The organism is Psychrobacter sp. 72-O-c, assembly GCF_904846605.1.
Taxonomy (GTDB): Bacteria; Pseudomonadota; Gammaproteobacteria; order Pseudomonadales; family Moraxellaceae; genus Psychrobacter.
The window spans coordinates 19,820-40,928 of sequence record NZ_CAJHBI010000025.1 but is presented as its reverse complement, the minus strand read 5'-3'; the positions used below and the strand labels follow the sequence as shown (position 1 = coordinate 40,928).

The window sequence follows — 21,109 nt, the reverse complement described above, 5'->3', positions numbered from 1 at the left end:
AACTGCTGTCGTGACAGGTTGGATTTTTATTCTTAACGATTAAACTTACACCACACTTTGCGCCATAAGTCTGCCACTCAATGTGCTACCATAACAAGCTTATTGTCATGAATATAAATGATGATAAGTGTCGGCGTTTATCGCTCTATTTCTATCACCCACGCCCAGCTAAATCGCGTCTAACTGCTGTGGCACAACCAAAATAGTCAGCCTCCTCGTGAATAACTCTATAAACCAGACTCAAGATTCCGCTTCACCATCTTCATCCCTGCAGTCCAACTCGCCCTCATGGTTATTAAAAATAACTATCGGCTTAATTGGCATGTTTGCATTTTTACAGGTGTATTCGATCCAAGCGGTGTTGCCCGTACTAATGACGGATTTTTCTGCCACCGAAGTGCAAGCGGGTATGATCGTTGGGGCGACGGTGATGGCGATTGCTATCATGTCACCATTTTTGGGCATGCTCTCTGATGCTGTGGGGCGTAAGTCCTTTATCGTCGGGGCGTTACTTTTCTTAGCGATACCCACCGCTTTGATTGCTCAAAGCCCAAGTATGGGCTGGCTAGGGTTTTTTCGGTTCATGCAAGGATTGTCTGTTCCCGGTATTACCGTGGTGACAATTGCTTATATCGGCGAAGAGTTCGAAGGGCGTGCCGTTACCGATCTGATGTCATTTTATGTTTCAGGCTCAGTGTTTGGCGGCTTTATGGGGCGGTTTTTACTGGGTCATTTACATGAGTTTATTGGCTGGCGGCAGGGCTATTATGTGATGGCAGCAATGACACTGATCGGTGCTATCTGGGTCGGTAAGATGTTGCCGTCGTCACGCTGCTTTGAGGCCAATCCGAACTTTCGCTCAGCCATACAGACGCTTGGCGATCATCTGACCAACCGTTACGTGGTCACTACCAGCTTGCTTGGCGCCTGCGTATTATTCTCCTTGGTAGGCTGCTTTACCTTTATTAATCTACATCTTGCCAAGACGCCATACGAGCTGAGCACTGGCCAACTGGCCAATATCTTTGCGGTTTATCTGATTGGGGTTGTCATCACGCCACTATCGACCACGTTGCTACGCCGATTTGGTGCTGCGCGGACAGTTCGGGTGGCGGTGATTGTCTCGATGATAGGGGTGCTCTCAACACTCGTGACGCCGCTATGGGGTATCATTGTTGGGCTTGCCATCATGTCCACAGGTGTATTTATTACCCAAGCGGCGACTATCAGTTATATCGCAGTCAATGTCAAAAAAGGCCGCTCATTGGCCTCCGGTTTATATTACATGGGCTATTACGCTGGCGGTACCTTGGGCGCATGGCTGTGCGGATTGGCCTATGCCCGCGGAGATTGGCAATTAACCGTTTGGCTACTATTAATCGTACAAGTATTGGCATTATTGGTGGCAAGCTTTGGGATGATTAAAACAAAAACTCGCGCAACTTAAAGCAGCTTTGACATAGCACAATAAAGCGAGCAGTTAAACGCTAGATATCGAACGGGTAGGCCTACTACACTTACGTAAGCACGCTTTACATGGTACTGGTTTTTTCTTACTATCCATAAGCACGTTATCAAAAATATTTGTCTGTATGACAATAATCCGTTAGTCTTAAAACCAATTACAATGACTCAAAAGTTACTTGTCTATATTTTTATAACGTTACTCTTATAACATTCACAAGGAAGTCCAACCTATGTCAAACACTTATCCCAGTGCGCCGTCCGCCTATGAATTCCCACTACTTATTAAGCAATTATTAAACCGTGCCAAAACGGTATCGCTCGACCAAGAAATTGTTTATGCAGATAAAAAACGCCTAACTTATGCTGAGCTGTTTACCCGTATCAATCGTTTGGCCAATGTATTGGCAGATCTAAATCTTGATGCAGGAGACGTGGTTGCGGTCATGGACTGGGATAGCCATCGCTACCTTGAGTCGTATTTTGCCGTACCGATGTCACAGTATATCTTGCAGACCGTTAATATTCGTCTGTCGCCAGAAAAAGTCCTTTACACCATCAACCATGCGAAGCCTAAAGTTTTAATGCTGAACTCTGAGTTTGCTGAGCTGGTGAAGAACTATCAGTTTGAAAATTCTAGTATTGAACATATTATTTGGCTAGATGATAATGGCATGACCGTTGAAGGGGTGTTTGGTGGTAACCAAAGCCGCGTGGTTGGTGAGTATGAGGCATTATTAGACAATGCTGATGACACCTTTGATTTTCCTGACTTCGATGAAAATACCATTGCCACTACCTTTTATACCTCAGGTACGACCGGCGATCCTAAAGGTGTTTTCTTTAGCCATCGCCAATTGGTACTCCATACTATGGCGGAAGCGGCGTCACTCGGTATGTTGCCGAATAAGCAAGGCGTCAGTTATGGGGACGTGTATATGCCTATGACGCCGATGTTCCATGTACATGCATGGGGTTTCCCGTTTACTGCAACCATGACTGGTTTGAAGCAAGTGTATCCGGGCCGCTATGCGCCTGACACTTTGCTCGACTTAATTATCAATGAAAAGGTGAGTATTACTCACTGCGTACCAACGATTTTGCAGATGGTGCTCAAAGAAGCGCAAGACCGTGATGCCAGCTTTAATGGGCTGAAAATGATTATTGGCGGTTCAAGGCTGACCGAAGGCTTAGCAAAATCGGCATTGGCACAAGGGATTGAGGTGTATACTGGCTACGGTATGTCTGAGACCGCGCCACTGATTAGCTTGACCGACTTTAGTCTCGATGAGCCTGAGATGAGCGAGGAAGAAGATATCAATCGCCGTTGCATGACTGGCAAGCCGGTTCTAATGGTCGATGCGCAAGTTTGGGGCGAAGACAATCAGTCGGTTGCTACCGGTAAAGACCATACTGGTGAGCTGGTATTGCGCGCACCCTGGTTGACCCAAAGCTATCTCAAAAATGACGATGCAGGTATTGAGCTATGGGAAAATGGCTATATGCACACCCAAGATATTGCCTATATGCAACCTGATGGCACTATAAAAATTACGGATCGTCTCAAAGACGTGATTAAATCGGGTGGCGAGTGGATATCATCGTTAGAGATTGAGACCATTTTATCCTTGCATCCAGCGGTAGCTGATGTGTCGGTGATTGGGGTTCGTGATAAGCAATGGGGCGAGCGTCCGCTAGCGCTAGTAGTGCTTAAGCCTAACTGCCAAGATACCAGCACTGATGATATCAAGGCCATTGCTGACCAAGCGGTTAGTAAAGGCATTATTCCTAAATATGGCGTGCCCAGTCAGTTTAAGTTTGTCGATGAACTGCCTAAAACCTCGGTTGGCAAACACGACAAAAAAGTCATGCGCGAGATGTATGCCAATCAAACGGAAGTGTAAGTCATTAGTATTCTATAGGCTTAACAGTTGACCTTTATTGCTAGCTCTGCTACATTTTAAACCGATACATAACGTATCGGTTTTTCCAATTTTGGCATGGATAGCCAAAGTTCCATTATAATAAAGTTCCATTATAATAATGCTACGATGTCATTTAACAAGATTGTATTGCACTATATTTCATTTCGTTGTATTTCGTTTACGCTAAGGATAGCCACTATGAGCGAGCAAGCCACCAATCAAGTCTCTAATCAAACCTCTGAAAATACAGTAACCGCTAAGCAAACGCCCACCTTTGCTGATATCTATCAGTCATCTATCAATGATCGCGAGCACTTCTGGGCTGAGCAAGCAAAGCGTATCTATTGGCATAAAGAGCCAGAGCAAATCCTTGATGACAGTAACTTGCCGTTTGCCCAGTGGTTCGTCGGTGGTGAGACCAATTTATGCTATAACTGCGTCGATCGCCATCTGCCTGATCGTGCTGAGCAAGATGCTTTTATTTGGCTGACATCAGAAGTTAATCAAGAATTAATAGAGACTTATCCAGCGATTGTTGATGCCTTTAATGATTTAGGTAACAACGTTGAGTTTTATACCGATTATACCAAGCGCCGTCTGACTTATAATGATCTATATAAAGAAGTAAATTACTTTGCTGACGTGTTGCAAAGACAGGGCGTTGGAGAGGGTGACCGAGTCATCATCTATATGCCGATGATTTTAGAGGCCGCTTATGCCATGTTAGCTTGTGCGCGGATTGGTGCCATCCATTCAGTGGTATTTGGCGGCTTTGCGGCGCACAATTTAGCCATTCGCATGGATGATGCCGAGGCAAAAATGGTCATCACCGTTGATGCTGGCCTGCGCGGTGGTAAGGTCATTAATTATAAAAATCTGGTCAATCAAGGGGTAGAGCAAGCGACGGTCAAGCCTGAGCATGTACTGGTCGTTGATCGCGGTATTTTACCCTTTAAACCGCAAGCGCTCGATGTCGATTATGCGACTGAACGCCGTATTAGCTGCGAGGCCAATGCCATTGTCGATCCAGTGTGGCTAGAGTCCAATACCCCGTCGTATTTGCTTTACACTTCTGGCACGACCGGTACGCCAAAAGGGGTACAGCGTGATACAGGGGGTCATGCCGTGGCGCTGACTACTTCTATGGACTATATCTATGATGGTAAGGCCGGCGAAACCTTTTGGGCGATATCGGATATCGGCTGGGCAGTGGGTCACTCTTATACTATTTATGCACCGCTGTTGGCAGGCATGACTAGCGTCATGTATGAAGGGTTACCGCATCGTCCGAATCCGGGTATCTGGTGGCGCATTGTTGAGGCCAATAAGGTCAATATCTTATTTACCGCACCCACGGGCGTGCGCATGCTCAAAAAGCAAGATGAGACTTGGATGACACGTTATGATGTCTCCAGTCTCAAATCCTTCTTTTTAGCCGGCGAGCCACTTGATCAGTCCACAGCAGATTGGTTAAAGAAGCATCTGGGCGTACCAATTTTAGACCATTATTGGCAAACAGAATCGGGCTGGCCGATTCTGAGTAACACGCCGAAATTCGATCATAAACCGCACAAACAAGGCTCACCCGGTTATCCGATGTATGGCTATGATGCGCACGTGATCAATGAGGAAACTGGTGAGCGTTGCGCTGCGGGCGAAAAGGGCTTGCTGGCCATTACTGCACCCTTACCTCCTGGTTGCTTGACTACCGTGTGGCGTAATGATGAGCGCTTTATTGACAGCTATTTTAGCTTGTCTGATGGCAATGAGTACTCTACTTCAGACTATGCGGTAACTGATGAGGACGGCTACTTTTATATTTTAGGTCGTACCGATGATGTCATCAATGTCGCTGGTCATCGTATTGGTACCCAAGAAATCGAAGAGGCTATCAGTACCCATCCAGAAATGGCAGAATGTGCGGTTGTGGGTATTCATGACGAGCTTAAAGGCGAATTACCTATCGCGTTTTGTGTACTCAGAGATCATGATCAAGTAACGACGACCGAAAACCGCTTTCGCCTTGAGCAGCAAATTATTGGCGCAGTCGTCAAGTCGCTTGGGGGGATTGCACGTCCAGCAGCGGTTTATTTCCCGCAATCAGTACCAAAGACTCGTTCCGGTAAAATCCTACGCCGTGCTATTCGCGCTTTGGCTGAAGGCAAGACCACAGGAGATATGTCAACACTCGACAACCCTGCAGCGATCGATGCGGTGAAGCAGTCTATGAAAGATTATTAATTAATCATGAAAGCTTATCCTAACGATTAACAGTAAACATCTAAGCTCATGGGCAACCATGGGCTTTTTTATTAGCTTAATATTTTTTGACGTAGTTCACTTCAAATAAATTAGCCACTCTGTTGATAACAACATTGATAGCAACGTTGCTATTTATAAATGATCTACTTTACTAAAACTTCAACAAAGCACTTGACCCTAAAATTGGTTTATTGTTATAGTCAATAACGATACGTATTAAATCATTTTAAATATAGTTGATAATAAGAAAATCAGTTGTTAATAAATGATGTTTTACTCACCTTTTAATGAATAAAGAAACTGCCCTATAAGCGAAGTAGCTTAGCGGCAGTCTCGCAGACAAGATAAGGATATCTTATGCATCACGTCCAGCAACTCATCAATGGCCAATTCACCAAATCAAGCACTAATGAATGGCTTGATATCACTGATCCAGCGACCCAAGAGGTCATTGCGAAGGTGCCACAAACGACCGATGATGAGATTAATCAAGCGGTAGCCGCCGCAAAAGTAGCCTTTCAAACGTGGCGTAAGACGCCTATCACTACTCGTGCGCGTATCTTTTTAAGATACCAAGCCCTAATTCGCGAGCATATGGATGAGCTGGCAGAAATCTTAACCGCCGAGCAAGGTAAAACGATTGCCGATGCGCGCGGTGATGTGTTTCGCGGTTTAGAAGTGGTTGAGCATGCGGCTGGTATTGCTAACTTACAGATTGGTGACTATGTCGAAAACGTCGCTTCAGATGTCGATACCTATAGTGTTTGGCAGCCTCTTGGCGTCTGTGCTGGTATCACCCCGTTTAACTTCCCAGCGATGATTCCGCTATGGATGTTTCCGATGGCGATTGCTACTGGTAATACCTTTATCCTGAAACCTTCTGAACAAGATCCTATGGTCACTATGCGCTTGGTTGAGTTAGCAGTAGAAGCGGGTGTTCCTGAAGGCGTGTTGAACGTGGTCCATGGCGGTAAAGCGACGGTCGATGCTATTTGTGATCATCCCGATATCGAAGCGGTATCTTTTGTGGGCTCTACCAAAGTCGGCAAACATGTCTATGAGCGTGCCAGTCAGTCAGGTAAGCGCGCACAATGTATGATGGGCGCCAAAAATCATGCGGTTATCTTACCGGATGCCAATAAAGAACAGACCCTCAATCAATTGGCAGGAGCTGCATTTGGCGCTGCTGGTCAACGTTGCATGGCCCTATCAGTAGTAGTATTGGTTGGCGCAGCTGGCGAATGGGTTGATGAGATTAAGGCAAAAGCCGAAGGATTGATAGTTTCCGCTGGCAAAAATGATAAAGACTTAGGGCCACTGATATCACCTGCTGCCAAAGAGCGCGTTGAGCACTTGATTGCCACTGGCGTAGAGGAAGGCGCAAGTTTAATGCTTGATGGCCGCGGTCTTACCGTCGAAGGCTTTGAAAAAGGTAACTTCGTTGGGCCAACTATCTTTGATAACGTCACTAGCGATATGCAAATCTATCAGCAAGAAATATTTGGCCCGGTATTATGTATCATGCGTGCCGATAGCCTTGATGACGCGATAGAGCTGCTCAATGCCAACCCCAATGGTAATGGCACCGCCATCTTTACCCAGTCAGGAGCGGCTGCGCATAAATTCCAACAAGATATCATGGTTGGTCAAATCGGAATTAATTTACCGATTCCTGTGCCACTACCGATGTTCTCTTTCTCAGGCTCACGTGGTAGTAAGCTTGGCGCTCTCGGCCCTTATGGCAAGCAGGCGGTACAGTTTTATACCCAAACTAAGACCGTGACTGCGCGCTGGTTTGACGATGAGGCAAGCCGTGGTGTAAATACTACTATTTCAATGTAGTATCAACTCCAAAAAATAAACTAATTAACGCCAATGTTGTCAGACTTCGTAAGCCTACTTATAGTAGTGCTTACGCCAGTTTCCTTAGCTGTCTTTAGCTTTTAAAAATGGTATAAGATTATCTCACTATAGTTTCGGTACGGTGTCACCTCCGGTGTCGTCATACCGATTCTATATTGCAATAAAAATTTATTACACTATGCATTATACTTAGCCTTCTACTTATGTACCGTGCCTATAGCACAAGGATAACCCCATGGATTTTTCATTAACTGACGATCAAGTTGCCTTCAGACAGACCGCCCGACAGTTTGCTTTAAAAGAGCTTAAGCCCAACGCTGCTGAGTGGGATCGCACCTCGCACTTCCCAGTCGATGTGATTAAAAAAACTGGCGAGCTTGGTTTTTTAGGGCTATATACCAATCCAGAATATGGTGGCTTAGGGCTACCGCGCTTAGATTCAGCTATTGTCTTTGAGGAGTTGGCATGGGGTGACACTTCCGTAGCTTCTTATATGAGTATCCATAATATGGTGTCATGGATGATCGGTGAGTACGGCAGCGCAGAATTATGCGAGCAATATATACCTAAAATGGTCAGCGGCGAGTGGCTGGGCAGCTATTGTCTAACCGAAGCTGGCGCCGGTTCTGATGCTGCCTCTTTGCGTACCAAAGCAGATAAGCAAGGCGATCATTATGTACTAAACGGTGAAAAAGCATTTATCTCAGGCGCTGGCGAGACCGATGTATTGGTAATCATGGCACGTACGGGTGATAGTGGACCAAAAGGCGTCTCAGCATTCGTCGTCGATGCGCATAGCGAAGGCATCGAATACGGTAAAAACGAACATAAAATGGGCTGGAAAGCACAGCCAACGCGCACTATTAGTTTTAAAAACGTCAAAGTACCCGCGTCCAACCTGATAGGCGAAGAAGGCCAAGGCTTTCGTATCGCCATGAAAGGCCTTGATGGCGGGCGTATTAATATTGGTATTTGTGCGGTGGGTACGGCACAAGCAGCGCTAGAAACCGCAACCGATTATGTCAAAGAACGCAGCCAATTTGGCAGCCCGATTGCCGAGCTACAGTCGGTACAATTTAAGCTTGCTGATATGCTCACTCAAACGATTACCGCACGGCAAATGCTATATCTAGCGTCTAGCAAAGTTGATCAGAACGATCCGCAAGCCTCGGCCTATTGTGCCATGGCCAAGCGTTTATCAACCGATCTTAGCTTTGATGTCGCAAACCAAGCCTTACAACTGCATGGTGGCTATGGTTATCTGAATGAATACCCACTTGAGCGTCATGTTCGCGATTTGCGTGTCCATCAAATACTAGAAGGCACCAATGAAATTATGCGAGTGATTATCTCGCGCCAGCTGTTACAAGACGATGGACTCAGCAATTTGCGCTAGTGCTATTTTCTCTAAGGCCAGCGACCGCCTTAATACAATAAGCCATAGTAAGAATAAAGAAAAAATAAAGGATTATTTATGACGGATTATACTAATTTAAATTTATCCATTGATGGGCACGTCGCCACTTTGACACTGAATAACCCGCCTGCACATACTTGGACAATGGACAGTCTTCAAGCGCTTAAGCAGTTGATGAGTGACCTCAATGCTAATGATGAAGTTTATGCGTTAATCATTCATGGCGATGGCGAGAAGTTCTTTTCAGCTGGTGCAGATCTCAATAACTTTTCTGATGGTGATAAAGGTCGCGCAGTCAGTATGGCGATTGCTTTTGGTGAGGCATTTGAAGCCTTGTCGGCTTATCGCGGGGTCAGTATCGCAGTCATTAATGGCTATGCCATGGGCGGCGGGCTCGAATGTGCGCTAGCTTGTGATATCCGTATTGCTGAAGATCATGCACAAATGGCATTACCAGAGACGGGCGTTGGTTTATTGCCTTGCGCTGGCGGCACCCAAAACTTAGCATGGCTGGTCGGTGAAGGTTGGGCAAAACGCATGATACTGTGCGGTGAACGGATAGACTCAGCGACGGCGCTGCGTATTGGTTTGGTTGAAGAAGTGGTTGATAAAGGTAAAGGTTTGGAAGCGGCACAAGCTTTGGCTCAAAAAGCGGCTAAGCAGTCACCAGTTGCTGTCAGTCATTCTAAGGAATTGATTCAAGCCGCTAGGTATACGCCGCCAGCGCAAAACCTCATTAAAGAGCGCGAAGCGTTTGTTAAGTTATTCGATACTATGGATCAACGAGAAGGGGTTCAGGCCTTTTTAGACAAACGCGCGCCCAATTGGCAAAATAAGTAGCATCCGTTTGTAAATACTTAACACAGCAATACTTTTTGATTGTTCATTATTGATAGGTCACTACTATGACAGCAGCCGACAATACCAAGCAAACCACGCAACAACCATCCACCGCGCCAGAAGCGCCAGTTCTCTTTAATACGGAAGCAACTGATTGCGGACATCTCATTGGGATCATGACCTTAAATACGCCTAAGTCTTTGAATGCTTTGAGTGTTGAGATGTGTCAATTGTTATCGCATCAGCTTGAGCAGTGGCAAAGCGATGAGCAAGTGGTGGCGATATTATTAAAAGGGGCAGGTGATAAGGCATTTTGTGCGGGCGGTGATATCCGTAAGCTTTACGACAGTATGTCAGAAACCGCGCCGCTACCGAACCCTTATGCAACCGAGTTCTTTAGTCATGAGTACCGTTTATACCGCCAAATGCACTTTTATACTAAGCCCTTAATATTATGGGGTGATGGCATTATTATGGGCGGGGGCATGGGTTTGATGTCAGGTTGTAGCCATCGTCTGGTTACTGAGCGCACGCGTTTTGCGATGCCTGAGGTCACTATTGGCTTGTTCCCTGATGCCTCCGGCAGCTGGTTCTTGCAACGTATACCGGCCAAGATGGGTCTGTTTTTAGGCCTGACTGGCGCGCAGTGTAATGGTAATGATGCTTTACTGGCCAATCTTGCCGAATATGCAGTAGCCAGCAGCGACTACGATGCCATCATACAACGCTTAATCCAGAGCAATTGGCAAGCGGCGGTTGATACCAATCAAGCTGATACCGCGTATAGCATTACCAGCCATGCGTTGGCATCCCAACCAAGAGCGGACCTTCCCGATAGTAAGTTGGCGCTATATTGGCAGCCTATTCAGAAGTTGATGACTAGCGGCGGCTTGGCAGATATTGATGCCATGATGCGCGATGATGATGCACTGACGCAGCTCGATGCTGACTTTGCTCAGGATAGCTGGACGCAACGGGCGGTGGCTACCTATCGTCATGGCTGTCCAGTGACTGTAGCTTTGACCTATGCGCTATTCCATAAAGTAGCTGATCTTTCAATAGAGCAAGTCTTATATCTGGAGACTAATGTTGCTGTACATTGCGCCGCGAACCCTGATTTTAGGGAAGGCGTTCGTGCCTTACTTATGGACAAAGATAAAAATCCGCAGTGGTCGCGCTCATTAGTAGATTGCTTGAGCGTAGAAGGGCGTAAGTATATTGAGCAGCATTTTGACAACCCTTATTCTGAAGGTGAACATCCGCTCTCTGACTGGTTAGGCGCTGAGTCGTTGGCTGTTCAATATGTGCGTTAGATATCAATATGTATGCTAGATATCGATGATAGCGTTATAAATCTAATAAAATAAAGTAGCATACCCAAAATTATAAACACCCTCTAATAGTTTTTACTACTCAGTACAGATAAGCAGTGCTGACCACATAATCATCAAGGAGTGATGAGATGAGCGCAACGGAAACGGCAAAAAACAACGATAATAGCAGTGCCACAGCTAACGAAGGCACTAAGCCTAATATTGCCTTTATCGGTCTTGGTAATATGGGTGCGCCGATGGCAGAGAACTTACTCAAGGCGGGTTATACGCTAAGTGTGTTTGACTTATCTGATGCAGCGACGCAGCGTTTACAACAAGCAGGCGCACGCGTTGCCGACAGCCCCAAGGCCGCAGCTGCCGATGCTCAAGTGGTTATCAGTATGTTGCCCGCTGGCAAGCACGTACATTCTGTTTATCTAGGGAATGATGGTTCAGATGCGGCAGATGGTACCGCAGCCAGTGGTTTGTTATCGGACTTGCCAAAAGGCACACTAGTCATCGATAGCAGCACCATTGCCGCAGAGGACGCTCTTGTGGTCGCGGACGCTGCTACTAAGTTGGGCGTCAATTTCTTGGATGCCCCGGTTTCTGGTGGTACAGGCGGCGCTATTGCGGGCAGCTTAACCTTTATCGTTGGCGGTAGTGCTGAGGCATTTGCGAAAGCTGAGCCGATATTAGCGACAATGGGTAAGAATGTCTTTCATGCTGGTGATCATGGTGCCGGACAAGTAGCGAAGATATGTAATAACATGCTACTCGGTATTTTGATGGCTGGAACTGCAGAGGCAATCAACTTGGGTGTCAAGAATGGCCTAGACCCCAAAGTGTTGTCAGATATTATGCTACAAAGCTCAGGACGTAACTGGACGCTAGAGGTTTATAACCCTTATCCGCAAGTGATGGATAATGTGCCATCAAGCAACGGTTACCAAGGCGGATTTATGAGTAAACTGATGCAAAAAGATCTCAATCTTGCGATGAAAAACGCACAAGATACTGAGGTCGATACGCCGATGGGTGCTAAAGCCGCTGAGCTGTATGAAGAGCATGCTATCGAGCATGGTGATAAAGATTTTTCGAGCATCATGGCGCGTCATGACCGTTCAGTATTACCTACGTAATAGAGTGGTTTTCTTTAATCAACGTTAGCATTAAAGTAAATGAGCTTTAAAAACTTCAGCCTTGAGATTTAACCCTAAGATAATGGCCCTAAAAAAGTCCGCCTGCTCTATTGACCTTATTAAGGCTATAGCGCAGGCGGACTTTTTATAATTAGGATCGGTTTATTATTTTAGCCTATCACTTAACATTTAATTCTGTAATTCATAAACCAATGTTTGAATGTCTTGCGCGGCGGTACGTAAGCGCGGCACATGTGTTAGTAGCTCATCTAAAGACACTCGTATCGTCGGGGCATGCAAATACAGCGATGCCAAATAGCGTGACTTTTTATCTAATATAGGCACTGCTACTGCCACCATCTCAGAGATGAACTCTTCATTATCAATACCTATACCGGTTTCGGCAATATGGTCAAGCTCAGCATTTAAAGTATCAATATCAACAATCGTATTTTTGGTAAATTTACTTAGCGGTAAGCTCTGTAGCATTTTACGGCGATTGGATACGGGCAATTGGCTAAGATAAAGCTTACCAGTGGCTGTACACCACATAGGCGATTTTGCCCCAACGGGTAAATAAATCTGTAGTGGTAAGGTCGTTTGCGCGCGGTTGGTATAGATCATATCCATATGGTAAGGAATGCCAATACCACAAGTCTCCTTAGTTTCATCAACCAGCTTTTGCAAAATCATTTGTCGCTCATTAAAGAATAGCCGCTGCTGCCAAAGCTCGACGCTTAGATTGCGCACCCGCTTACCCGGAATGATACCGCCACCAATCTCAACCGCTACAAACCCTTCATCGACTAAGTTTTGAATTAACCGGTGGATGGTTGGCTTCGGAATCTCAAGTGTTTGTGATAGCTCAAGCGGTGAGATGGGTTTTGAGGCATAGGTCACCGCTTCTATAATCTCTAACACACGGGTAATTGATGATACTTTAGGCATATAAACAGCTCAATAAGAATAAAAAGAGAGACGCGGAAAACAGTGACAAGCAATAAACAATGAATTAATGGCTACTAGGAACCAGTGTTGAAAAATAAGCACTATTGAACAGGCACTATAAGAATAAAATGCTAATAGTTAGTTTAGCATAATGTGAACTTCAGCATCCTATCCAGTATAACTAAACTGTAGTGTGTATTGGGTGATTATAGTGCTATTGCTTCGATTGGCGAATTTTGTTTCTATCAGCAACTAATGATACATCAACTCACAAACCACAACAAACTGTAATAATAAGCCATATAACTGTCATTGAGTAATTTTGAGGGTTACGTCATTATGATGACATATTTTGTAATATCCTTACATGAACATTAAGCTTTTTGATGTTCATGTTTATGCTGTTTAGTTACTTTGAGAGTATTATGTAACTGAAAGACAGTTTTATACAGATTGGTGTAGCAATTATTACAATACCTACGCAATCTTTACATAATGGCAAACAAAAAACGCGTCCATAGGGGTGACTTTTTGAGCCAAAGTTGTTTTAATCTTCTCATCAAAATGATGGTTCTAAAAAATCTAAATTATCATTTTTATGGGCAAGTTATTTCACATATTTTAGGAGAGTAAGCATGAAACTTATCAAATTAACTGTACTATCTGCCGCTGTTCTAGCGTCAACTGCTGCTTTGGCTGCTGATCCTATCGTTGTTGTTGACAATGATAATGCAATGTCATACGAAACGGCTCCTGCTAGCCAATATAACAGCGACGCTGGTATTATCCGTAATACTACTGGTGCTATTTTTGGTGGTACTAAGACTCTATTCAATACAGCGATCAATCCAGCATCGGTTAGTGCTGAAGTAGGTTCTCTAGGTTATGGTGCTAGCGTAGGTTATTCACTTAACGACAAAGTCGAACTACAAGCTGGTTGGGCAGGTGGTGATGTTGCTGATTTATTCGGTGGTAACTTTGATGTAGAAGACGTTGAATATGATGTTGATTCTGACTTCAGCAACCCGTACTTGGGTGTTCAGTTACGTCCTGCAGCAAATTGGTTCACTGTGGGTGCTGGTGTTATTGTACCTGACAACGAGATTGACATTGAATCGAATGGCGATAACGGCAATTTTAAAATTAACGACCAAGAGTATCAGAATGTCGGCACATTGAAAGGTAGCATTAAGCATCGCAATGAGCTAGCACCTTACTTAACTGTAGGCTTCCGCCCTAACATTACCAATAACTTCGGTGTGTTTGGTGAAGTTGGTGCTGCATACTTAGGTGACGTTAACGCTAAGGTAACAGCTAGTGGAAATGGTGCTGGTCCTAATGGCGCCGCCGCCGCCGCCGCTGCTGCTAACAAAGAATTAGAAAATGAAGACTACTTAGAGTGGTTACCAATTGTTAAACTAGGCGCAACTTACCGCTTCTAATTTACAGAAGTCATTAAATTCTGTAAACAGTTCAGTAAGCTAAAAAAGAACGGCCCCTTCGGGTCGTTTTTTTTATGTGCAAAATAAAGTGTCGATTAACAATAAAAATACTAGGCTAATAAAAGGCCTTTAAAAAACAATCACCGTTTGTTGAAAAGGTAAAATGGCGATTTGATAACCTGTTTTGCTAGCGTTAATTATGATGGGTGAACGGCTCTCTTGAGTAAAGCTATTTATCAGCGCAGGAATAAGACACGTATAGTCCATTCCTAAGCCTTGCGCCAATTTATAGTGATATACCTTAATAAAGCTCTCTTTGATTTGCCATAAATATTTAGAGATGATAATTCGTTGTTCTATAGATAACTCAGCTAAAATAGCAATTTCAGATGGATGATAAAAGCGCTGAGCTACCTGCCATGCAACATCTTGGGTTTCGATATCGATGCCAACCGGGCGTCGGTGACTAATAACGACAGCGACTTTGTCATTTAGCCGACTGTTCACTGAATGACTGAAGCACACATAATATCTGCTATTTTTGAGTCGGTAAGGGAATTGGGAGTCATCCAACGTGTCAATGATAGCGAGCTTAGAGAGTAGGTTTTGCAGCAGCAGGCGAACACCATTACGTTGTTGTTGTCGCTTATTGGCGGCATCTTTTATCGCTGATAATGGGGTTTGAAAAGGGCAGTGTCGCCAATAGAAAGAATGGAGCTTGATAGGGTAGGAGTATAATATATTTGGTGCTAATGGCTGCTGTGGTTTAGACCCTAGTCTCAGCGGTAACTGTGAGCTAACTTTCGCAGTTGCGCACCACGTTGTAGGGTCAAGCTGGGTATAGTGGATATGACGTAAGGTCAAATTTTGCATAAGTTGTTTATATGAGTAACTATAAGGATTGTTGAGAAAAGGTTGTTGGTAGCTTCATCATTTTATTATGTTTGGTAAGCAATCATCAGAGCTTTTAAATATTTTGAATGAGGCCGAGTAAGAGCCAGTTGTTAAAAATAATAACTCATTAAAAGTGCTTAACTTAAAAAGCCCAGCAATACTTATATTGCTGGGCTTTTTTGATCAATATGCATTACCTGTGCTTAATAGCTATTAGTAAGACAGCTCAGCACGGCGGTTTTGTGCATAGGCTTCTTCAGTATTACCGGTAGCAACAGGACGTTCTTCACCGTAGCTAATCACACGAATATTACTAGCAGATACGCCTTGGGCAGCAAGGTAACCACTGACAGACTGTGCACGGCGCTCTCCCAATGCCATATTGTATTCACGGCTACCGCGCTCATCGGTATGACCAGCGATAAGCACGCCAGCATTTGCGTTTGAGTTTAACAGACTGGCGTGTTGATTCAGTATGCTTGCTGATTGTGAGGTAATCTCGCTGCTATCAAAACCAAAATATACCACAGCTTGTAAATTATCAGCGGCAGTAATAATGGCATTTGGATTATCCACAATAACAGCGCCCGTATATCCTACTTGACCACTTGGAATACCTAAAGGCGCAATGACAACCTCAGAGGTTGCACGCTTGGTAGCACAACCCGTAGTTAGCGCCACAGCACTTGATAATACGGCAAGTGCAGCAATTTTAGCGAAACGATTCTTTGACACAGGGTTAGATAAAACGACTTGAATAGACATGACGAGCTCCTAAATTTTTAAGCAAATTTGTTATTTTTAAACTGAATATAGAATATAGTAAAACTTGGGCAATTCCTACTCATAGTAGAACTAATGTTACGTTATGTAAATAGCATTACTGTAAATGATGTCAAATTTTGTCTATTATTACCCTATACAGTTAGTAATCTATATTAGGTCTGATTACCCTTCTAATTATAACGCTGTCCAGCGCTTATCATTCAAAGAAGGTTTTGCTTTGTTAGACTATCAATCTAACGAGAATAAAGAGAAAAAACAAGGTTTACTAGCAGGGATCATCAATTAGGGGTCATCAATAAAAACGACTACCAGCGACGTTTGTCCCAGTTTTCAGGATTGGCCCAATAATCAGCATTAAGCCAATTTGGCAGTTTTTTATAATCGTATAAATTAAACTGCCAAAGCGTCAATGATTTCGACGATTCCATGGGGTTAGTGGCATTATTTAACATTGCAGGTTGCTCGCTTAAGATATCAAACGGAGTAAGACCATAAGCCCGTAAGTCTATTGTACTGTCGAGGGCGATAAGCAGATGCGTAGCATACAGATCACGATAGCCCATCAGTAGCGGAATATACTGCTGTAGTAGCTCCTCTGATAGCGTGGGCAACCAAAAACAGGCAAGCTCATAACGTTCAAGCACAGGTTGTTGAGCAAGGGCTGGCAAGGTGGATAGATGCGAGCTACTCGCCTCACTGTCATTTTTATCATCTGTGTTTTGAATCAGCTGCGCGCGCCGCGCTAACACCTCAGCTTTGTCTTGTACGACCCACAACAGCTCTGCAGCGTTATCATGCTTATTATTAATCGTGTCTGTATGGTCGCCAGTATCTATTGGTATTTTGGTGATTGATGGCAGTAGTACCTCAACGTAGGCTATCAGTAATGGCAAAGTAATATTGGGACAGTTAGTAGGGTGGTTCATCATAAAATAGGCCGTTTATTCAAGGTGGGTCACCAGTAAGTCTATTAAATCACTTTAAGCTTTATAAACCAATGAATAACACACACTAATATTATCCTCATACTTTATGGTTATCGTCTCGATGTAGTTGATTTGCTTTAAAACAGAGACAGTGTGGCTGGGACAAATTAACACACCCATTTTATTAGCTACTATCTATACTAAGCCACTGCAGTTGTTTGTGGGGTTCAACGTATCGACACCTGGAACGTATCGAAACTTGAGTTGTCAGCGGTATAATAGCCAATAAGTTCGATTTTGTTGATGTTTGCTCTTGAAAATCTCGCAACTTAGGTCAAGGTAGCGATAAGGCTAACTATAATTAAACTTAGCTTATAAGCCAAGTTCATATAACTTTCATACGCTAACAGCCCTTTTTTCTTAATACAAAACAATTCTTTGCTAGTACACAATAATAGGAATAACCATGTCTATCGCTGAAAACGACGCCCAAATTATCAATCCTGAAATGCCTGATGCACCGCTACATGCTCCTAGCGAAATGAATAGTAAAATTAATCTACAAGACTATAAACCCCCCAGCTTTGATGTAGATACGGTTGATTTAGATATCAAACTGTTTGACGACTATGCGCAGATAGACAGTACCCTGAAAATGGTGCGACAGACAACTGGTGATCTGGTACTTCATGGTGATGAAGAGATGGAGTTGCTGACGATTATGCTGGATGGTGCGCCGCTTGCGCCTGAGCGTTATCATCAAGAAGCAGGCAAGCTGACGATTACTGATGCGCCTGATAGCTTGACCTTACAGCTGCAAGTAAGAATCTGCCCGCAAACCAATACCGCACTAGAAGGTCTCTATATGGCAGGCAGTGGTAGCGACACCATGTTTGTCACTCAGTGTGAGCCAGAAGGCTTTCGCAAGATTACCTTTTATCCGGATCGTCCTGATGTGTTAGCGATATTTACCACTCGTATTGAAGCCGATAAACGCTATCCAACGCTTTTGGGCAATGGTAATTTAGTCGAGCAGGGCGATGTGCCAGGTACCTCAGACCGCCATTATGCGATTTGGCATGACCCCACTAATAAGCCGAGCTATTTGTTTGCCTGTGTGGTTGCCGATTTAGATGTGCTGACTGATTCTCATACTACTAGCGAGGGTCGTGAAGTCACTCTAGAGCTGTATGCTAAATCAACCGATATTGATAAATGTCAGGTCGGTATGCAAGCATTAAAAGATGCGATGGTCTGGGACGAAGTTAATTATGGCCGTGCGTATGACTTAGATCGTTATATGATCGTGGCGGTCAGTCAATTTAATATGGGTGCCATGGAAAATAAAGGCCTTAATATCTTTAATACCGCTTGTGTATTATCGAGTCCAGAGACCACCACCGATGCGCGCAGCTTTAATGTGAAAGCAGTGATTGCCCACGAGTATTTCCATAACTGGACGGGTAACCGTATTACCTGCCGCGATTGGTTTCAATTATGCTTAAAAGAAGGCTTTACCGTTTTCCGTGATCAGTCCTTTTCAGCGGACCAGCAATCCAGTGCGGTACAGCGCATCGATGATGTGGCCACTTTGCGCGCGCATCAGTTTGCAGAAGACGCTGGGCCGCTGGCACATCCGGTACGTCCTGAGAGCTTTGTTGAGATTAATAATTTTTATACCACTACCGTGTATGAGAAGGGTGCAGAAATTGTGCGTATGCTGGCCAATACTCTAGGGCCAGACAATTTCCGTAAAGGCACAGATGAGTACTTTCGTCGTTATGATGGACAAGCGGTAACCGTTGAGGACTTCTTATCGGCGCTAAGCATTACCGACAGTAAGATTGAAGACTTTATCGATTGGTATCGTCAGCCGGGAACGCCAATGGTATCTGGTCATCAAAACTATGATAATGAAACCCAAACTTTAACCATTACTCTAAGTCAGCAGACCCGCCATGTTGCTGGGTTTGATGCACCAAAGCCGCTACCGATTCCAGTGGCGACTGCGCTGTTTGATAAAGGGACGGGCAATATTATCACTGAACGGTTGTTGATGTTAGATCAAGCTGAGCAAACCTTTAGCTTTGATAATGTCGCAAGCGAACCTGTGGTATCACTGCTACGCGATTTTAGTGCGCCGGTACAGCTGAATTATGATTATCAAGATGAAGATTTGGCATTTTTATTGACTCATGAAACCAGTGGATTTAACCGCTGGCAAGTGACCCAAATGCTGGTCAATCGTATTTTGTTACCAAGCCATGGTTCCAAAAGCAGCCCTGAGGTATATCTGCAAGCTTTGGCTGAGACCTTGCCAAAACTGGCTGCTGATGATGCTATGCTGGCAGCGCGCTTGCTTGACATTCCATCACCACAAGAGCTAGCATCGGCCATTCATCAAAATTATGATCCTGTGCTGATTAAGCAACAACGAGAAGGCTTGTATAAAAAAGTTGCTGATTCGCTAAAAGATCAGTGGACCGTATTATATGAGCAGCTACCGCTACAGTCCTATGAAGACAGCTCTGAAGCTCGTGGTACCCGCGCCCTGCGCAACGTAGTGTTAGATATGGCACTAACCGCGAAAGTAGCGGCCGCACCTAAATGGGCGCAACAGCAGTATGACGCCGCAAGCTGTATGACTGAACGTTTTGGTGCCCTAAAAACCATGGTCAATCATCAAGTTGCAGGTGCGAACGAATACTTAGCAGATTTTTATAACCGCTTTCAAGCCGATGATTTGGTCATTGATTTATGGTTCAGTGTGCAAGCTTCGGCAGACCACGTTAGCACGGATACTATTGAATACTTACTTGCTCATGCTGACTTTGACTGGAATACGCCCAACCGCATACGTTCAGTGATTAGTGCCTTTACCGCGCAGCCAGCAGTACTATGGACGCCAGAGGGTTTGGACATCTACATCAGTGTGATCAAAAAGTTGGATGAGGCTAATCCAGTCGTCGCTTCACGGCTTTTACAAGTGTTGGCACGTTGGTACACCTTAGTTGAGCCCCGTCGTCAAATGGCGCATGATCATCTGTTAGATTTGCAGCAGAATGCCACTTCTAAGCATGTTCTTGAAAGCTTAGATAGTGTGTTGGGTGCAGTAGGTAACTAGCATAAGCTGCTAACGTTGTATAATTAATAAACATAAAAAAGCCCATCTACGAAGATGGGCTTTTTGGGTTTTAGCCAGCGTATCTTTAACTTGCGTGACAGCGTTTTCATCATAGACTGGACATTTTTCTCAGTAATTATATAGATAGTATTCGATTTATTTATCATTTTTTCGCATTCTTTGTAAGGTAGAGCGTCTTTAACCTATGCTATGAAGTTTTTTTAAAAGCTTTTTGTACCTTTTCATCTGCTTTTGGGTACTGGCTACGGGCACTTATCCCGCTCATACCGATACGTTTTAACATCTCGTAAATACCGTTAACGGTATGGCGAACGCTATAGTGTTATTTGGCAATGTCGTTAGTGGCTTTGCCCATGCTATATTGATATAGAATGAGTAGACGTTAACGAGCTCTGGGATTACTCTCGGTCTTCGAGAGTTTGCCAAAGCCATAATCTTTTAGGGTGTATGTTTGTATAGCCATGTTTAAATTATACTGTATATTTTGGGTTTGGTATTATTTTGAATCTTTTATACTATAGGTGGTTCACAATAAAAAGGAGTCGTATATAGCAACGTGCTACTGGTATAAATTTTTCTGGCGTGCTGCGTGCTTCTAGACAGAGGCTGCAAAAAATTCATTCCAGCAACACTGTATCCTTTTCAAACTGAATCGACTATACGCGCTGTATGGTAGGTCACGTTACACGACCAGTGTTAATACAGTGGCGATATTTTTGAATGAATCATCCTAAATTGGGAA

At 44.2% G+C, this 21,109-nt stretch carries 14 protein-coding genes and 1 pseudogene; 10 read left to right on the top strand and 5 right to left on the bottom strand.

All coding sequences use genetic code 11. The annotated features are described in order from the left end of the window. The first annotated feature begins 268 nt into the window (after positions 1–268). The 8 genes from JMX97_RS10000 (at position 269) to mmsB (ending at position 12,226) form a co-directional block, all read left to right on the top strand. Positions 269–1,447, top strand: coding sequence for an MFS transporter (locus tag JMX97_RS10000; RefSeq protein ID WP_265089453.1), 1,179 nt, complete (start codon positions 269–271; stop codon positions 1,445–1,447). Positions 1,448–1,697: 250 nt separating this feature from the next. Continuing rightward, positions 1,698–3,368 carry a fatty acid--CoA ligase gene (locus JMX97_RS09995; protein WP_201557720.1) on the top strand — a complete coding sequence of 557 codons (1,671 nt, stop codon included), beginning with the start codon at positions 1,698–1,700 and terminating at the stop codon, positions 3,366–3,368. A 219-nt stretch (positions 3,369–3,587) separates the two neighbouring features. Beyond that, positions 3,588–5,630 (top strand): propionate--CoA ligase, encoded by a 2,043-nt coding sequence (locus JMX97_RS09990; protein WP_201557719.1) that lies wholly within the window; start codon positions 3,588–3,590, stop codon positions 5,628–5,630. A gap of 378 nt (positions 5,631–6,008) precedes the next feature. After that, entirely contained in the window at positions 6,009–7,493 is a 1,485-nt protein-coding gene (locus JMX97_RS09985; RefSeq protein WP_201557717.1) for a CoA-acylating methylmalonate-semialdehyde dehydrogenase, read from the top strand. Between the two features lie 256 nt (positions 7,494–7,749). After that, positions 7,750–8,910: an acyl-CoA dehydrogenase family protein gene (locus JMX97_RS09980; RefSeq protein WP_201557715.1), complete on the top strand. Its 1,161-nt coding sequence runs from the start codon at positions 7,750–7,752 to the stop codon at positions 8,908–8,910. A 78-nt stretch (positions 8,911–8,988) separates the two neighbouring features. Continuing rightward, the gene (locus tag JMX97_RS09975; RefSeq protein WP_201557712.1) at positions 8,989–9,771 is read left to right on the top strand and encodes an enoyl-CoA hydratase; all 783 of its coding nucleotides are present in this window, start codon (positions 8,989–8,991) and stop codon (positions 9,769–9,771) included. Positions 9,772–9,836: 65 nt separating this feature from the next. After that, positions 9,837–11,084, top strand: coding sequence for an enoyl-CoA hydratase/isomerase family protein (locus tag JMX97_RS09970; protein ID WP_201557710.1), 1,248 nt, complete (start codon positions 9,837–9,839; stop codon positions 11,082–11,084). Between the two features lie 149 nt (positions 11,085–11,233). Then, positions 11,234–12,226 (top strand): 3-hydroxyisobutyrate dehydrogenase, encoded by a 993-nt coding sequence (mmsB, locus tag JMX97_RS09965; protein ID WP_201557708.1) that lies wholly within the window; start codon positions 11,234–11,236, stop codon positions 12,224–12,226. Between the two features lie 189 nt (positions 12,227–12,415). On the opposite strand, the gene JMX97_RS09960 is transcribed toward mmsB, so the two are convergent. Next, positions 12,416–13,174 carry an IclR family transcriptional regulator gene (locus JMX97_RS09960; RefSeq protein WP_201557699.1) on the bottom strand — a complete coding sequence of 253 codons (759 nt, stop codon included), beginning with the start codon at positions 13,172–13,174 and terminating at the stop codon, positions 12,416–12,418. Positions 13,175–13,809: 635 nt separating this feature from the next. On the opposite strand from JMX97_RS09960, the gene JMX97_RS09955 reads away from it, so the two are divergent. Then, positions 13,810–14,616, top strand: coding sequence for a hypothetical protein (locus JMX97_RS09955; protein WP_201557697.1), 807 nt, complete (start codon positions 13,810–13,812; stop codon positions 14,614–14,616). 129 nt (positions 14,617–14,745) lie between these two features. On the opposite strand, the gene JMX97_RS09950 is transcribed toward JMX97_RS09955, so the two are convergent. The 3 genes from JMX97_RS09950 to JMX97_RS09940 form a co-directional block, all read right to left on the bottom strand. Next, the gene (locus tag JMX97_RS09950; protein WP_201557695.1) at positions 14,746–15,489 is read right to left on the bottom strand and encodes a 4'-phosphopantetheinyl transferase family protein; all 744 of its coding nucleotides are present in this window, start codon (positions 15,487–15,489) and stop codon (positions 14,746–14,748) included. Positions 15,490–15,723: 234 nt separating this feature from the next. Continuing rightward, positions 15,724–16,275, bottom strand: coding sequence for a peptidoglycan-associated lipoprotein Pal (pal, locus tag JMX97_RS09945; protein WP_201557687.1), 552 nt, complete (start codon positions 16,273–16,275; stop codon positions 15,724–15,726). Positions 16,276–16,601: 326 nt separating this feature from the next. After that, complete coding sequence (locus JMX97_RS09940; protein ID WP_201557685.1) at positions 16,602–17,225, bottom strand: DUF6231 family protein; 624 nt, start codon at positions 17,223–17,225, stop codon at positions 16,602–16,604. 463 nt (positions 17,226–17,688) lie between these two features. On the opposite strand from JMX97_RS09940, the gene pepN reads away from it, so the two are divergent. Continuing rightward, a complete protein-coding gene (gene pepN, locus JMX97_RS09935; RefSeq protein WP_201557684.1) occupies positions 17,689–20,346 on the top strand; it encodes an aminopeptidase N in 2,658 nt (885 codons plus the stop codon). Between the two features lie 208 nt (positions 20,347–20,554). On the opposite strand, the pseudogene JMX97_RS14025 reads toward pepN, so the two are convergent. Continuing rightward, positions 20,555–20,674, bottom strand: a pseudogene (locus JMX97_RS14025) (helix-turn-helix domain-containing protein); the annotation flags it as partial. Between the last annotated feature and the right edge of the window lie 435 nt (positions 20,675–21,109).

Excerpts from the sequence above, each read along its gene's own strand:
- JMX97_RS09995 (WP_201557720.1), top strand. The coding sequence starts at position 1,698 with ATGTCAAACACTTATCCCAGTGCGCCGTCCGCCTATGAATTCCCACTA.
- JMX97_RS09990 (WP_201557719.1), top strand. The coding sequence starts at position 3,588 with ATGAGCGAGCAAGCCACCAATCAAGTCTCTAATCAAACCTCTGAAAAT.
- JMX97_RS09985 (WP_201557717.1), top strand. The coding sequence starts at position 6,009 with ATGCATCACGTCCAGCAACTCATCAATGGCCAATTCACCAAATCAAGC.
- JMX97_RS09980 (WP_201557715.1), top strand. The coding sequence starts at position 7,750 with ATGGATTTTTCATTAACTGACGATCAAGTTGCCTTCAGACAGACCGCC.
- JMX97_RS09975 (WP_201557712.1), top strand. The coding sequence starts at position 8,989 with ATGACGGATTATACTAATTTAAATTTATCCATTGATGGGCACGTCGCC.
- JMX97_RS09970 (WP_201557710.1), top strand. The coding sequence starts at position 9,837 with ATGACAGCAGCCGACAATACCAAGCAAACCACGCAACAACCATCCACC.
- mmsB (WP_201557708.1), top strand. The coding sequence starts at position 11,234 with ATGAGCGCAACGGAAACGGCAAAAAACAACGATAATAGCAGTGCCACA.
- JMX97_RS09960 (WP_201557699.1), bottom strand. The coding sequence starts at position 13,174 with ATGCCTAAAGTATCATCAATTACCCGTGTGTTAGAGATTATAGAAGCG.
- JMX97_RS09955 (WP_201557697.1), top strand. The coding sequence starts at position 13,810 with ATGAAACTTATCAAATTAACTGTACTATCTGCCGCTGTTCTAGCGTCA.
- JMX97_RS09950 (WP_201557695.1), bottom strand. The coding sequence starts at position 15,489 with ATGCAAAATTTGACCTTACGTCATATCCACTATACCCAGCTTGACCCT.
- pal (WP_201557687.1), bottom strand. The coding sequence starts at position 16,275 with ATGTCTATTCAAGTCGTTTTATCTAACCCTGTGTCAAAGAATCGTTTC.
- JMX97_RS09940 (WP_201557685.1), bottom strand. The coding sequence starts at position 17,225 with ATGATGAACCACCCTACTAACTGTCCCAATATTACTTTGCCATTACTG.
- pepN (WP_201557684.1), top strand. The coding sequence starts at position 17,689 with ATGTCTATCGCTGAAAACGACGCCCAAATTATCAATCCTGAAATGCCT.